Source organism: Dermacoccus sp. GAS27A, assembly GCF_044909235.1.
GTDB lineage: Bacteria > Actinomycetota > Actinomycetes > Actinomycetales > Dermatophilaceae > Dermacoccus > Dermacoccus nishinomiyaensis.
Window position 1 is genome coordinate 65159 of the sequence record NZ_JBIYDW010000010.1, and the last position, 14514, is coordinate 79672.

Here is a 14514-nt window from a genome sequence, read left to right on the forward strand (position 1 = left end):
GCTCAACAAAGGGGTTACGGTCAAGACATGGACCTCACCGTTTCGCCCCGCGCGGCCGAGATCGCCGCAGACGTCGATACCTTCGTGCGCGAGAGGATCGAGCCCGCCGAGGCCGAGATCACGCGCGACTACGCCTCGATGCGCGCTCGCGGCGAGAACTCCTTCGTCGTGCACCCGAAGATCGACGAGCTCAAGGCGCAGGCGCGCGAAGCGGGGCTGTGGAACCTGTTCCTGCCCGCCGGCGAGCACGGCGACGAGTGGGCCGCACGCTTCGGCACGCGTGGCGGCAAGGGTTTCTCCAACGTCGATTACGCCGCCATCGCGGAGAAGACGGGCCGCACGGCGCTCGCGCCGCTCATCTTCAACTGCAACGCCCCCGACACCGGCAACATGGAGGTGTTGCTCAAGTACGGCACGCGCGAGCAGCAGGAGGAGTGGCTCGTGCCGCTGCTCGAGGGAAAGATTCGTTCGGCGTTCCTCATGACGGAGCCCGCGGTCGCGAGTTCGGACGCGACGAACATGGCGGCGCGCGCCGAGGTCGACGGGGACGAGATCGTCATCAACGGCCGCAAGTGGTGGAGTTCCGGTGCAGCGCACCCCGACTGCAAGGTGTTCGTCTTCATGGGTCTGACCGACCCGGACGCACCGCGTCACGCCCAGCACTCGATGGTTCTCGTGCCGGCCGACGCGCCCGGTGTGACGATCGAGCGTGCGCTGCCCGTCATGGGTCAGCTCGACGAGCCGCTCGGGCACTGCGAGGTGTCGCTCGAGAACGTCCGCGTGCCGGCGTCCAACGTGCTGTCGGGGCCGGGTCAGGCGTTCGCCATCGCGCAGGGACGCCTCGGCCCGGGCCGCATCCATCACTGCATGCGCCTCATCGGGCTCGCCGAGATGGCGCTCGAGCGCGCCTGCCGTCGTGGCACCGAGCGCGTCGCGTTCGGCAAGCCCCTCGTGCAGCTCGGCGGCAACCGCGAGCGCATCGCGAAGGCCCGCATCGACATCGACATGGCGCGTCTGCTCGTGCAGAACGCGGCAGCGAAGCTGGACGCCTACGGCACCGAAGGCGCGCGCGTCGACGTCAGCGCCATCAAGGCCGTCGTGCCGCAGATCGCCTGCGACGTCATCGACTTCGCCATCCAGATGCACGGCGGCGGTGGCATGAGCGACGACTTCCCCCTGACGTCCGCTTATGCGACGGCGCGTTCGCTGCGTCTCGCCGACGGCCCCGACGAGGTGCACCTCGGCATGGTCGCGCGCGCCGAGCTCAAGCCCTACCTGGCCGCCGCGAAGGGTGAGGCCAAGTGAGCCCGGCCCCGGACACTCCTGGCGCTCCCGCGGCCCCCACCGCCCCCACGGCGGCGCCCGTCGACGACGTCGCGACGAACGCCTCCGACGTGCGCGGCGAGGATGCGTTCGACGTCGAACGCGTCGCCGCATGGCTGCGTGAGCACGCGCACCCCGACGCAGACACGAGCGGACTCGACGCGGCGCCGGAGGTCAAGCAGTTCACCGGCGGCGCGAGCAATCTGACGTATCTGCTGCGTTACCCGACCCGTGACCTCATCCTGCGTCGTCCGCCGGCGGGCACGAAGGCGAAGGGCGCGCACGACATGCGCCGTGAGCACGACATCCAACGCGCGCTGGCGCCCGTGTTCCCCGCCGTCGCGCCGATGATCGCGTTCTGCGACGACGCCGGCGTCATCGGCAGCGACTTCTACGTCATGGAGCGCCTCGACGGCATCATCCTGCGCAAGAACATTCCCGCTGAGCTGGGTCTCGGCGAGGCCGAGGTGCGGGCGCTGTGCACCGCCGCGATCGACCAGCTCGTCGCGTTGCACTCGATCGACGTCGCCGGCACCGAGCTGGAGCGCTTCGGCAAGGGCGAGGGGTACGTCAAGCGGCAGGTCGACGGATGGTCGGCGCGCTACCGCAAGGCACGTACGCACGGTGTGCGTCATGGCACCGGATCGTTCGAGAAGGTGATGGCCTGGCTCGACGAGCACCAGCCACACGACGTCGGTAACTGCCTGATCCACAACGATTTCCGCTTCGACAACCTCGTCCTCGCGCACGACGACCCGACGCGCGTCATCGGTGTCCTCGACTGGGAGATGGCAACGCTCGGCGACCCGCTCATGGATCTCGGCGGCGCCCTCGCCTACTGGGTGCAGGCCGACGACGACCGCATCATGCGCGGCTCACGCCGTCAGCCCACGCACGCGCCCGGCATGCTCACGCGCGACGAGGTGTGGCAGTACTACGCGCACGCGTCGGGGCGTGCGATCAGCCCCAAGGATCAGCTGTTCTACGAGATCTTCGGCCTGTTCCGACTCGCCGTCATCGCCCAGCAGATCTACTACCGGTATGCGAACGGCCAGACGAGCAACCCCGCGTTCAAGCAGTTTCGCGGCATGGTGATCTACCTCGAATGGCGCTGCCGGCGCCTCATGCGACGCGCGGGACGGCTGTCGTGAGCGTCATCCACCTCGTGCGGCACGGGCAGGCCGGGCCCTCGCGCGCGGCATACGACCAGCTGTCGGAGCTCGGCGAACGTCAGGCACGCCTCGCCGGCGAGGGGTTGGCGGCGCGCGGCGTGACGCCCGACGTCCTCGTCACGGGCACGATGCGGCGTCAGCAACTCACCGGGTCGCGGCTGTGGGAAGCCGCCGGGTGGGAGTCGGACGTCAGCACGGATGCGGGGTGGAACGAGTACGACCACGACGCGATCATCGAGGCGTACAAGCCCGCGTACCGCAACCACGCCGTCATGCGCGCCGACCTCGCGCGTCACCGTCACCCGCGCAAGGCGTTTCAGGAGATGTTCGTCGCGGCCGCATCGCGTTGGGCGAGTGGCGACTTCGACGACGACTATCCCGAGACGTTCTCGCAGTTCCGCGACCGCGTCGCGCTCGCGCTCGGGCGCGTGACCTCACGCCTCGAGTCGGGGCGCAGCGCCGTCGTCGTCAGCTCCGGCGGGCCGATCGCGTGGGTCGCCGCGGGGCTGCTGACGGCGCCGTCACCGGCATCGACGCTGCCCGCGGCGTTGCCTGACGGTGCGGCGACGGTGTGGCGGCGCCTCAACGAGGTGACCGTCAACACGGGCGTGACGACGGTGCTTGCCGGGTCGGCGCTCACCGCAGTGAGCCTCAACGACCACGCTCATCTCGGCGGGGATCGTTCGCTCATCACGTATCGGTGAGCCCTCGCCGCGGGGCGCTGCGGATGTCGGCTGCGGCCGCGGCGTCCTTGATGCCCGAGATGCCCTGGGCCGGCGCACAGCCGCGTCTCATCGTTCTCGGCGGGTGGGGCGCCTAGGCTGAGGTCATGCGCGTACTCGTTGCCGGTGGTGCCGGCTACATCGGATCCCACACCGTCCTTGCCCTGATCGAGGCGGGGCACGAACCCGTCATCGCCGACAACTTCTCGAACTCGAGCCCGGCCGTGCTGCCGCGCCTGGAGGAGATCGCCGGCCGCTCGATCGACTTGCACGAGATCGACCTGACGGACGCTGCCGCGACGAGTGCCCTCGTCGCCTCGGTGAAGCCGGACGCCGTCATCCACTTCGCGGGGTACAAGGCCGTCGGCGAGAGCGTCGAGAAGCCGCTCATGTACTACGCGAACAATCTCGACTCGACGTTCTCGCTGCTGTCGGCGATGACGGCGCACGGCGTCGAGAAGTTCGTGTTCTCGTCGTCGGCGACGGTGTACGGGCCCGACGCGCCGCTGCCGTACAGCGAGACGTACGAGCCGCTGCGCGCGACGAACCCGTACGGCTGGACGAAGGCGATGATCGAGCAGATCGTCACCGACGTCGCCGCTGCGTCGCCCCGCTTCAAGGCCGCGCTTCTGCGTTATTTCAACCCGATCGGCGCGCACTCGTCGGGGCTGATCGGTGAGGATCCGAGCGGCATCCCGAACAACCTCATGCCGTACATCGCGCAGGTCGCCGTCGGGCGCCGCGAGAAGCTCGGGGTCTTCGGCGACGACTACGACACGAAGGACGGCACCGGCGAGCGCGACTACATCCACGTCGTCGATCTCGCAGCGGGGCACGTCGCGGCGCTGGATCATCTTGACGCCATGGACGATTCGGCGCGCGCGTTCAACCTCGGCACGGGTGAGGGCACGAGCGTGTTCGAGTTGCTGCACGCGTTCGAGCGGGCGTGCGGCCGCGAACTGCCCTACGAGATCGGGCCGCGACGTGCGGGCGACCTGCCGACGACGTTCGCCGACCCCACGCGTGCTCGCGAAGAACTCGGTTGGAAGGCCCAGAAGACCATCGACGACATGTGCACTGACACGTGGCGCTGGCAGTCGGCCAACCCGAACGGCTTCGGGGGCTGAGCCGACGTCGTTCGGAAACCACATGGCACGGTCTCTCGAGTCCGTGCCCCGCATGTTCAGGCTTCGGCGAGGCGCCGAACCACGCCCCGTCCTGTGCCCCCGGCCCCGATGATGGAAGCAGACGTGCGACCCACGACGAGGAGACTGGCGTGACCGAGCCGACGCGCGAGTCGCGACGCGAGAACCCGAGCTGGGCGGAGTGGGTGAGCGAGGATCCGACGCGTTCGCAGTGGTACGTCGACCGCATCCGCGCCATGGCGGCGCGCGGCGACGACCTCGGTGGCGAGGCGCGGCTCGTCAACGCGCTCGTCACGCCCGGCTCACGCATTCTCGACGCGGGTTGCGGGCCGGGACGTGTGCCCGCCGCGTTGAGTGCCCTCGGGCATGACGTCGTCGGCGTCGACCTCGACCCCGTCCTCATCGCCGCCGCACGCGAGGACCACCCGTCGCTGCGTTTCGAGGTGGTCGACCTCGCACGGCTGTCCCTCGACGATCTCGACGTCACGCCGTTGGACGCGATCGTCTGCGCGGGCAACGTCATGCCGTTCATGCCCGACGACGCACGCCGCGACGGCCTGGCCGCGATGCGTCAGTGCGTGCGTGACGGCGGGCGCCTCGCCGTCGGCTTCGGCGCGGGCCGCGGCTACACGTTCGAGCAGTTCTTCGACGACGCCGACGCCGTCGGCTGGCGCCTCGACGCGCGCTTCTCGACGTGGGAGATGCACTCCCCCGCGCATGACGACGGCTTCGTCGTCGCGGTCTTCACCGCTGTCGCGCCGAGGTGAGGTTACGCGCCGCGTGATGCCCCACCCATGCGTGGGATCGCTCGAGTGAGGAAGGGCGACGTCGGGGATGCCCCACTCGTGCGTCGTGCCGCATCATGGGGGCGGGCACCTGCCAGGGAAGGGGCGGCATGGGCAAGGCACCGATCGAGCTGCGCGCGACGTATCTGTCGACGGAGGAGGCGGACCACCTCATGTCGCACCTCGTCGGCGCGACACCCTGGCGGACGTCGTCGCTCACCATGTACGGCCGCATGATCGCGATGCCACGCCTCATCGCCTGGTACGCCGATGCGCCGTACACCTTCTCCGGCTCGACACAGCCGCCGAACGCGTGGACGCCCAAGCTCGCCGCGCTGCGGGAGCGTCTGGCCGCCGACACCGGAGCGCCCTACAACTCGGTGCTGCTCAACCTCTACCGCGACGGCCAGGACTCCATCTCCTGGCACAGCGATGACGAAGCCGAGTTGGGCCCTGCGCCCACCATCGCAAGTGTCTCGCTCGGCGCCACGCGCGACTTCGTCATGCGCCGCAAGGACGATCACACCGTGAAGGAGACGCTCGCACTCACGCACGGGAGCCTCGTCGTCATGCGCGACGACTCGCAGAGCGCCTGGCAGCACGCCGTTCCGAAACGCACGCGAGTGACCGAACCCCGCATCAACCTGACGTTCCGTTGGTTCGAGCCCCGCCCGGAACATCCCTGACGTTCCTGCAGGATCGAGCGAATGTGGAGGTAAATCGCCGATGGGGCAGGTTCGGGAGGGCCCCGAGCGTCACATCTTCTCGGGCGTCTCGATGCCCAGCAGCGACAATCCGTCGACGAGGACGCCCAGCGTCAGTTCGCACAACGCCAGACGCGACGCACGGACGTCGTCGTCATCAGCCTTGAGCACCGGGCACTTCTCGTAGAACGCCGTGAACGTCGTCGCCAGTTCGAACAGGTAACCGGCGAGGCGATGCGGCTCCAACGACTCGCCGACGGCAGCCACGACGGCGCCGTAGTCGAGCAGTTTCAACGCGAGGGCGCGTTCGGCGTCCTCGCCCAGCGTGATCTCCGCCGCCGGCGAGTACCCCGCCTCGGCGGCACGCGCGAGGATCGAGCGAATGCGCGTCGCCGCGTACTGGAGGTAGGGGCCGGTGTTGCCCGTCAACGCCAGCATGCGGTCGAAGTCGAAGATGTACTCCGAGTCGTGCGAGACCGACAGGTCGGCGTACTTCACCGCGCCGATGCCGACCTGACGCGCGACGACGGCGCGCTCCTCGTCGCTCATGTCCGCCTTCGACTCGCTGACGACGCCCGCGGCGCGGTCGACGGCCTCGCCGAGCAGGTCCATGAGCAGCACCGAGTCGCCCGAGCGCGTCTTGAACATCTTGCCGTCCTTGCCGAGCACCGACCCGATCTGCACGTGGATCGGCGTCGACTCGGGGCGGATGTAGCCGGCCTTGTCGGCGGCGGCCCACGTCATGCGGAAGTGCAAGTTCTGCGGCGCGCCGACGACGTACACCATCCGATCGCCCTGCAGGTCGAACGAGCGGTGACGTACCGTCGCGAGGTCGGTCGTCGCGTAGCCGTACCCGCCGTCAGACTTGCGGATGATGAGCGGCACCGGCGCATCGTCGCGCCCGGTGAACTCGTCCTGGAAGATGCACAGCGCCCCGTCGGAGACGACGGCGATGCCACGCGACTCGAGGTCGTCGCAGATGCCCGCGAGCTCGTCGTTGTACGTCGACTCACCCGCGAGGTCGGCGTCGGTCAACGTCACGCCGAGCAACCCGTAGACCTTGTTGAAGTACGCCTTCGAGCGCTCCATCAGCTTGTTCCAGTGCGCGAGCGTCTCGGGGTCACCGCCCTGCAGCAACGTCACGCGCTTGCGGGCCCGCGTGTTGAAGTCACCCTTCGAACCGGCGGGCTCGGCCTTCTCGGCCGTGTCGAACTTGGTGCGCGCCGCCTGGTAGAACGCGTTCGGGTCGCTCTCGAGCAGCGCCGCCTCCGGTGAATCCTCGCCCACCTCGAGAAGGTGCTCGATGAGCATCCCGAAGGGCGTACCCCAGTCGCCGACGTGGTTCTGCCGGATGACGGTGTGCCCGAGCCGCTCGAGCACACGCGCCAGCGAATCCCCGACGACGGTGGTGCGCAGGTGCCCGACGTGCATCTCCTTCGCGACGTTCGGCGAGGAGTAGTCGATCGGGATGATCTCGGTCTTCGCTGCCGGCGCGACGCCGAGCGAGCCGTCAGCAAGGATCGACGACGCCTGCGCCGCGACCCAATCCGTCGACAACGTGATGTTGAGGAAGCCCGGACCCGCGATCTCGACGTCGTCGACGAGTGCCATGGCCTCGTCGTCCGCGCGCAGCGCCTCGACGATCGCAGACGCCACCTCGCGCGGGTTCTTGCCGACCTTCTTCGCGAGTGCCATCGCCGCGTTGACCTGCACGTCGGCGCTCGTCTGCTTCTTGTTCGCAGGACGGATGACGGGGTCGGCGTCGCGCCACTCGTCACCGAGGGCCGAGGCGATCGCGTTGCTCAGATGACCGGTCAGTGCGGAGATGGCGTCCATGACGTCAAGATTAGTGGCGCGCGCAAATTCCTTTCCGCACGCAGGCAGCGCGCGGCCCGAACGACGCACACGATCATGCCGGGGCACCCACCGCTCGACTCCCTCGGCGACGAAGGTCACGATGCCGGTGCCCGACACGTCTGAACGGTGAAGGCCACCTGCAACACTGGGGGCACATCCAACGTCTCTGGGAGGAAAACCATGACGAAGCTCCGCACGTCCGCCATCGCCCTCGTCCTCGCGGCCGGCACGGCAGCCGGTGTCACCGGCTGCTCGAGCAAGGAGGCTCCGAAGGCCAAGGCCGCCTGGAACAAGGCCCAGGACACCGCCGGCGCCTACAAGAGCCTCGAGCTCAAGGGCGAAGGCACCTCGGACGGCAAGCCGGCCACGATGACGGCCAAGGGCGACGTCAACGGCGGCAAGCTCGAGATGAGCGGCAAGATCGGCGACGGCACGATGGACCTCATCACAGTTGACTCCAAGAACTACATGAAGGCCAACAAGGCCTTCTTCACGCAGACGAGTTCGGGTTCGCCCGCGGCATCCAACACGGACAAGATCGCCGACAAGTGGCTCGAGATGCCGGCGGACGGTTCGTCCAACACCGGGTTCAAGGAACTCATCGACAACATCAAGAACGACTCCTCGGAGCCGAACAAGAAGCTGCTCTCCGACAAGGCCACCGTGTCGGAGGACAAGGCCGACGGAAAGGATGCCTGGAAGATCCAGAGCGAGGACAAGAAGGTCACCGCGTGGGTGTCGCAGGAGGATCGCCGCGACATCCTCAAGACCGAGGGCTTCGACAGCGCCTCCGTCGCCTCCACGTCGGGCTCGTCGACGAAGTCCGATGAGTCGATGAGGACGGTGACGTTCCTGTCGCACGACAAGGATTACGGCATCAAGGCACCGAGCGGTGCCACGTCCATCACGGACGCGATGGGCAGTTGAGCTGTTGCTCCGCCTCCCTGACAGGACGACCGCGTTGCCCGCGTCCCGCACGCTCAGCACCATCGCCGTGACGGCGGTGGTGCTGAGCGGCTGCACGATGGGGCATGACGCGGGGCAGCCCGCGGCGGGTCCGGTGAAGGGCCCGTCGGGGAGCTCGACGGCACCAGGCGCCGCATCGACGAGCGCCTCCGCCCCGGCGGAACAGCCGAGCGCGAAGGATGTCTGGTGGCGCACCCAGCAGTCGGTGCGCGGTTACACCTCCCTGTCGTTGACGGGAACGGACAGCGCGGACGGCTCCGGCCCCAGGGCCACCTTCCTCGGCGAGCTGACGGCGAGCCGTCGGAGATGTCCTACGAGGGTGACGAGGTGGGCCACGTGACGATGCGTCGCATCTCCCATGACGTCTACCTCAAGGGCGATCGCACGTACTGGGATTCCGTCGACAAGGACGACCCGTCCCTCCAGGGCTCGAGCCCACCGGCGAACCGGTGGATCAAGGTGCCCGACAGCGCGTTCGGCCAGAAGGACCTGTCCGACCTCAGCGCCAAGTCGTACATCGAGGCCATGGGCGACACCACCGACGCCAAGTGGGGTCACCTCGGCGACGGCACCCTGACGCCCGAGACGCTCGACGGCAGGCCGGCGTACAAGATCGTCAGCGCTGACGGAGACACTCGCGCCTGGGTGACCACCGACGACACGCACGACCTCCTCAAGGTCGTCGACGAGGCCGCGGGCACGGACGACCTGGGCACGGCGATGTTCTCACGCTGGAACGAGAAGATCGCGGTGCCGCGCCCCGTCGGCGCTCTCGACGGTGGGGAGATGGCGCCGGACCCGTCACCGTCCGGCGAGGCCACGACCTGACGCGTGGCAGGCGGCCGGTTCGGGCGCCGCGTGAGGCACGACACGCCTACGTCAGGACCATGGTCCCCACGGATTGCGGAACTCACCCCGTAGCGTGGTTGTGAAAGTCTTCACATTCATCTCGTCGAGGGGTCACTCATGGATGCCTTGGAGCTGGCGAGATGGCAGTTCGCCATCACGACGGTCTACCACTTCCTGTTCGTGCCGATCACGATCGGCTTGTCTGCCGTCGTCGCCGGTTACCACACCGCATGGTTGCGCACGGGTAACACGCAGCATCTGAGGGTCGCGAAGTTCCTCGGCAAGCTGTTCACGATCAACTTCGCGCTCGGTCTCGTCACCGGCATCGTGCAGGAGTTCCAGTTCGGCATGAACTGGAGCGACTACTCGCGTTTCGTCGGCGACATCTTCGGCGCGCCGCTCGCGATCGAGGCGCTGCTCGCGTTCTTCCTCGAGTCGACGTTCCTCGGTCTGTGGATCTTCGGCTGGGGCCGACTGCCCAAGAAGCTGCACGCCGCGACGATCTGGATCGTCCACATCGGCACGGTGCTGTCGGCGTACTTCATCCTCGCCGCGAACTCGTTCATGCAGAACCCCGTCGGTTACAAGTACAACCCGACGACTCACCGCGCGGAGCTCACCGACTTCGTCGCCGTCCTGACGAACAAGGTCCAGCTCGTCACGTTCCCGCACGTCATCGCGAGCTCGTACATGGTCGGTGGCGCCGTCGTCATGGGCGTCATGCTGTGGAATCTGCGCAAGCGCACTCTTGCTGCCGAAGCCATCAAGGGTGAGGCTCTCGAAGGCCGTTCCGACGGTTCGACGGGCGCGACGAAGTTGGCGTCGACCTCCGACGACCTCACGATGTACCGCAAGGGCTCGCGCGTCGGCGCGATCGTCCTGCTCGTCTCGAGCCTGTTCGTCGTCATCACCGGCGACCTGCAGGGCAAGGTCATGACCGAGGTGCAGCCGATGAAGATGGCTGCCGCGGAGGCGTTGTACGAGACGCAGGAGAAGGACGCGCCGTTCTCGATCTTCACCGTCGGTACGCGTGACGGCAAGCAGGAGAAGTTCGCGGTCACCGTGCCCAACCTGCTGTCGTTCCTCGCGACGGGTGACTTCCACGGCAAGGTCGAGGGCATCAACAACCTCGAGGAATCCCAGAAGGCCAAGTACAGCGGCAACGAGCTGACGGCGGCGGACACGTACGCGCCTAACATCATGTGGTCGTACTGGAGCTTCCGCTGGATGATGGGTTGGGGCGCGATCTCCATGCTCATCGCCTGCTGGGTGCTGTGGCTGACCCGCAAGGGCCGCAACGCGACGAACCGCTGGATGGGCCCGGCCGCCCTCGTCGGCGCGCTGTCGCCGGTCGCGGCGATGAGCATCGGCTGGATCTTCACCGAGATCGGCCGCCAGCCGTGGATCGTCAACGGCCTCATGACGACGAAGCAGGGCGTCAGCCCGAGCGTCACCTCGGGTGAGGTGCTGACGTCGATGATCGTCTTCACGCTGCTGTACGGCGCACTCGCCGTCGTCGAGGTGAAGCTGTTCATGGACTACATGAAGAAGGGCGCCGAGCCCGTCGCCTCCGACGGTGAGGATCTGCCCGGTGGTCACGACGATGGCCACGGCTCCGCCGGTTCCGACGATGACGAACTCGCGTTCGCGTACTGATAGGCGAGGTTGAACGATGGAACTCACCACTTTCTGGTTCATCATCATCGGCGTGCTCTGGACGGGTTACTTCGTCCTCGAGGGCTTCGACTTCGGTGTTGGCATGCTGCTTCCCGTGCTCGGCAAGGGCAAGGCGGAGGCGACGGGCGTCACCGACCCGGTCACCGACCACATCGGCGAGAACGAGCGACGCCGCCGCGTCATGCTCAATACGATCGGCCCGGTCTGGGACGGCAACGAGGTGTGGGTGCTCACTGCTGGTGGCGCGACCTTCGCCGCGTTCCCGAACTGGTACGCGACGCTGTTCTCGGGCGCCTACCTGCCGCTGCTGCTCATCCTCGTCGCACTCATCGTGCGCAACATGGGCTTCGAGTACCGCCACAAGCGTGACTCGGACGGCTGGCGCCGCGGCTGGGACGCCGCCATCGTGTTCGGTTCGTTCCTGCCGGCGATCCTCTGGGGCGTCGCGCTGACGAACATCGTCCACGGCCTGCCGATCAACCAGGACATGGAGTACACGGGCAACCTGCTCACCATGCTCAACCCGGTGTCGCTGCTCGGCGGCGTCACGACGATGCTCGTGTTCATGACGCACGGCTGCTTCTTCGTCGCGCTCAAGACCGACGGCGCCATCCGTCACGACGCTCGCGCGCTCGGCACGAAGATCGGCCTCGCGGCCGCCGTCGCCGCCGTCGTCCTGCTGCTGTGGCTGGGCATCGAAGGCGGCTCGGTGTGGTCGTGGATCACGACCGTCGCACTCGCCGTCATCTTCCTCACCGGGCTGTTCTTCAACATGCGCGGCAAGGAGGGCCTGGCGTTCCTGTGCACGTTCGTCGCGATCGCCCTGTTCGTTCTGACGTACTTCCTCATGCTGTTCCCGAACGTCATGCCGAGCTCGACGAACCCGGCGTGGTCGCTGACGACGACGAACGCGGCGAGCTCGCACCACACGCTCGTCATCATGACGTGGGTCGCGCTGATCTTCACCCCGATCGTCCTCATCTACCAGAGCTGGACGTACTGGGTGTTCCGCAAGCGCATCACGACGCGTCACATCCCCAAGGCGGTCGACCCGAGCCGCCCCGACCCGATCAAGGTCCACTGACGACTCACGTCCTGGCCCACGATCGCCTCATGACTTCGCTGTGAGCGAAGGTGCAACAGCAGGCGCCACCATTCCAGAGGAATGGTGGCGCCTGCCATTGCGGGTGACGTCGCGGATGGGTCACACGACGCGGTAGGCCCCGATCTGGATCACGTCCGTGCCGTCGATCGCGATGGTGCCACGGCCATTGACGTAGACCGACCTCGTGAGCGCGGACGACGTAGCGCTCGTCCACCTAAAACTGGGAATCGTGACGGTTCCATTGACAGGCGCGGGCACGGGCGCCGTGAGGGTGGCGAAGTAGCGGTAATACGTGATGCCGTTGTCGACGTACGTCTGCTTATCCTGAGTCACCTGCGACCAGCCTGTCGACCCGGTGAACTGCAGGCCCGACACGTTGACGAGCACCGAGGCCCTGACATTCGTCAGCTTGGTGTTCGACGTCACGTTGAGGACCTGATAGTAGCTCGTGCTGTCGTTGTTGCTCTGCACGGTGAGCACGTTCGACGAACGTGTGACGGAGAAGGCGCGCCTGATGCTGGGCGGAGGGGGAGAGCCCGCGCTGGACGGTGCTGCCGCGGCCACGGTGATGGCGGGCAAGCTCCACGCCGCACCGGAGGTGATACTGCGACGGGTGATGTCTGTCATGGTGTCCTCGGATCGGGTGCCAGTGTCGGGATGATGTGCAGTACATCGTGAAGCGTCTCACAGCAAGTCAAGGTGACCATACCCCTGGGGACGATCTTCTCGCTCCATGAACCCTGGCAGCTTCAGCTTCCTGCGGGTTCAAACGTTTGACGGGCTGCGACGCGTGTCGGGTACCCGCGCGCTTCGCACGCCCTCTGGCGCCGGATCGTGACGCTCGGCCCATTCCTCGGGACAGCGATCTATCAGGGGCCAATTGGTGTCGGGGCCGACTCACCCCCATCATGTCCTCCATGACCACGACACCCGTCCTGCATGACGCCGATGCCGCACTCCACGGACGCGGTTTCTGGCTGCTTGCGGCGGCGTTTCCCATGCTCATGGCCTACTCGACCGTCCCGACGCCGATCTATCCGCTCTACCAACGCCACGATCACTTCCCCACCGTGATGATCACCGCCATCTTCGCGGCCTACGGGCTGGGCGTCATGGCAAGCCTCTACCTCGCGGGCCACCTGAGTGACCAGTTCGGGCGACGCCGCATGATCGCGATCGCCACCGCAGTCTCTCTGGTGAGCGCGGCGATCTTCATCGGTTCGCCATCCGTGCCGGCGCTGTTGGTCGCCCGGCTGCTGTGTGGTGTGGGGATCGGCATACTGACTCCGGCAGCAACAGCGATGCTCGGTGAATTGCGGCGCGTTCATCGCCCGCACGAGCCGAGCAGTTTCGCCTCGACGGTGGCGTCGAGCGTGAACACTGGCGGGCTGGCCCTCGGCCCCCTCGTCGGTGGAGTCCTCGTGCAGTGGGCCCCGGCCCCCTTGAGGACGCCCTACGTGGTCTTCTTCGTCCTGCTCGCCGGGGTGGGCCTCGCGCTCGCGTTAATCCCCGAGACCAACCCGGCAACACCGGCGAACGAGCGCCCGAGGTATCGACCGCAGCGCGCCGTCGTCCGACCAGGTCATGAAGCTCGTTTTCGCTCAGCGCAGGTCGTGGCCGGCGCGGCCTTCGCTGCACTGGGCATCCTGACGTCGATGACGGGGACGTTCCTGGCGCACGTCGCACATCGCTCGTCTCCGCTCGTGTGCGGCGTGGTCGTCTTCCTCGCCATGGGGGCATCTGCCCTGGCCCAGGTCGCCCTTCCGATCCCCAACCCGCGAACGAAGATCGTGTGCGGCGTCCTGTTCACCGTCGCCGGCCTCGGGTGCGTCGCGGCGTCCGCACTCACCCACCCCTTCGTCCTGTACGCAGGCGGCGCGGTCATGGCGGGGGCCGGGATCGGCCTGCTCTTCCAAAGTGCTGTCGCCGTCGGTTCCGCGGTCAGCGAGGCCGGACACACCGGGGGAAGCGTGGCTGGTGTCTTCCTGGCCGCCTACATCGGCATCACGATCCCCGTCGTGCTGGCGGGGTTGCTCACGACACGCCTGTCCATCAGCGCGAGCCTGGCTCTCTTCTGCGCGCTCACCTCGCTGGTCGTCCTCGTCGCGAGCATCCCCATGATGCGCGGGGCATCGGACTGAGCCCGATCATCTCGCACGACGAGGCGCCACGCCACGTGAGAGCCGAGCCCAATCGGCCCCCGTTCGCC

The 14514-nt window shown here is 67.4% G+C and carries 13 protein-coding genes; 11 read left to right on the forward strand and 2 right to left on the reverse strand.

Features of this window, described 5'->3' with window-relative positions; genetic code table 11:
* The first annotated feature begins 27 nt into the window (after window positions 1–27).
* From ABH936_RS11380 to ABH936_RS11405, 6 genes are all read left to right on the forward strand, one after another.
* Window positions 28–1305, forward strand: coding sequence for an acyl-CoA dehydrogenase family protein (locus ABH936_RS11380; protein WP_115296641.1), 1278 nt, complete (start codon window positions 28–30; stop codon window positions 1303–1305).
* On the forward strand, window positions 1302–2474 hold the full coding sequence (locus ABH936_RS11385) for a phosphotransferase family protein (RefSeq protein WP_165583756.1): 1173 nt from the start codon (window positions 1302–1304) through the stop codon (window positions 2472–2474). The genes ABH936_RS11380 and ABH936_RS11385 overlap by 4 nt, the downstream gene beginning before the upstream one ends.
* Complete coding sequence (locus ABH936_RS11390) at window positions 2471–3199, forward strand: histidine phosphatase family protein (protein WP_038570111.1); 729 nt, start codon at window positions 2471–2473, stop codon at window positions 3197–3199. The genes ABH936_RS11385 and ABH936_RS11390 overlap by 4 nt, the downstream gene beginning before the upstream one ends.
* Window positions 3200–3324: 125 nt before the next feature.
* Complete coding sequence (galE, locus tag ABH936_RS11395) at window positions 3325–4344, forward strand: UDP-glucose 4-epimerase GalE (RefSeq protein ID WP_404603296.1); 1020 nt, start codon at window positions 3325–3327, stop codon at window positions 4342–4344.
* A 149-nt stretch (window positions 4345–4493) separates the two neighbouring features.
* Complete coding sequence (locus ABH936_RS11400) at window positions 4494–5129, forward strand: class I SAM-dependent methyltransferase (RefSeq protein WP_404603297.1); 636 nt, start codon at window positions 4494–4496, stop codon at window positions 5127–5129.
* A 128-nt stretch (window positions 5130–5257) separates the two neighbouring features.
* Window positions 5258–5833, forward strand: a complete 576-nt coding sequence (locus ABH936_RS11405; RefSeq protein WP_404603298.1) for an alpha-ketoglutarate-dependent dioxygenase AlkB family protein — start codon at window positions 5258–5260, stop codon at window positions 5831–5833.
* 69 nt (window positions 5834–5902) lie between these two features.
* On the opposite strand, the gene argS is transcribed toward ABH936_RS11405, so the two are convergent.
* Window positions 5903–7687 (reverse strand): arginine--tRNA ligase, encoded by a 1785-nt coding sequence (argS, locus tag ABH936_RS11410; RefSeq protein WP_404603299.1) that lies wholly within the window; start codon window positions 7685–7687, stop codon window positions 5903–5905.
* Window positions 7688–7888: 201 nt separating this feature from the next.
* On the opposite strand from argS, the gene ABH936_RS11415 reads away from it, so the two are divergent.
* From ABH936_RS11415 to cydB, 4 genes are all read left to right on the forward strand, one after another.
* A complete protein-coding gene (locus ABH936_RS11415; protein ID WP_404603301.1) occupies window positions 7889–8635 on the forward strand; it encodes a hypothetical protein in 747 nt (248 codons plus the stop codon).
* A gap of 345 nt (window positions 8636–8980) precedes the next feature.
* Window positions 8981–9502 carry a hypothetical protein gene (locus ABH936_RS11420; protein ID WP_404603303.1) on the forward strand — a complete coding sequence of 174 codons (522 nt, stop codon included), beginning with the start codon at window positions 8981–8983 and terminating at the stop codon, window positions 9500–9502.
* A gap of 138 nt (window positions 9503–9640) precedes the next feature.
* Window positions 9641–11179, forward strand: coding sequence for a cytochrome ubiquinol oxidase subunit I (locus tag ABH936_RS11425; RefSeq protein ID WP_281711761.1), 1539 nt, complete (start codon window positions 9641–9643; stop codon window positions 11177–11179).
* A 16-nt stretch (window positions 11180–11195) separates the two neighbouring features.
* Window positions 11196–12284 carry a cytochrome d ubiquinol oxidase subunit II gene (gene cydB / locus ABH936_RS11430; protein WP_006947079.1) on the forward strand — a complete coding sequence of 363 codons (1089 nt, stop codon included), beginning with the start codon at window positions 11196–11198 and terminating at the stop codon, window positions 12282–12284.
* Between the two features lie 120 nt (window positions 12285–12404).
* On the opposite strand, the gene ABH936_RS11435 is transcribed toward cydB, so the two are convergent.
* Entirely contained in the window at window positions 12405–12932 is a 528-nt protein-coding gene (locus tag ABH936_RS11435) for a hypothetical protein (RefSeq protein WP_404603305.1), read from the reverse strand.
* A 290-nt stretch (window positions 12933–13222) separates the two neighbouring features.
* Between ABH936_RS11435 and ABH936_RS11440 the strand changes: the two genes are divergently transcribed.
* Window positions 13223–14446, forward strand: coding sequence for an MFS transporter (locus tag ABH936_RS11440; protein ID WP_404603306.1), 1224 nt, complete (start codon window positions 13223–13225; stop codon window positions 14444–14446).
* The last annotated feature ends 68 nt before the right edge of the window (window positions 14447–14514 follow it).

Bases quoted from the DNA above. Each gene is read 5' to 3' on its own strand.
- ABH936_RS11440 (WP_404603306.1), top strand. From the start codon at position 13,223: ATGACCACGACACCCGTCCTGCATGACGCCGATGCCGCACTCCACGGA.
- ABH936_RS11405 (WP_404603298.1), top strand. From the start codon at position 5,258: ATGGGCAAGGCACCGATCGAGCTGCGCGCGACGTATCTGTCGACGGAG.
- ABH936_RS11420 (WP_404603303.1), top strand. From the start codon at position 8,981: ATGTCCTACGAGGGTGACGAGGTGGGCCACGTGACGATGCGTCGCATC.
- ABH936_RS11380 (WP_115296641.1), top strand. From the start codon at position 28: ATGGACCTCACCGTTTCGCCCCGCGCGGCCGAGATCGCCGCAGACGTC.
- ABH936_RS11415 (WP_404603301.1), top strand. From the start codon at position 7,889: ATGACGAAGCTCCGCACGTCCGCCATCGCCCTCGTCCTCGCGGCCGGC.
- galE (WP_404603296.1), top strand. From the start codon at position 3,325: ATGCGCGTACTCGTTGCCGGTGGTGCCGGCTACATCGGATCCCACACC.
- ABH936_RS11425 (WP_281711761.1), top strand. From the start codon at position 9,641: ATGGATGCCTTGGAGCTGGCGAGATGGCAGTTCGCCATCACGACGGTC.
- cydB (WP_006947079.1), top strand. From the start codon at position 11,196: ATGGAACTCACCACTTTCTGGTTCATCATCATCGGCGTGCTCTGGACG.
- ABH936_RS11435 (WP_404603305.1), bottom strand. From the start codon at position 12,932: ATGACAGACATCACCCGTCGCAGTATCACCTCCGGTGCGGCGTGGAGC.
- argS (WP_404603299.1), bottom strand. From the start codon at position 7,687: ATGGACGCCATCTCCGCACTGACCGGTCATCTGAGCAACGCGATCGCC.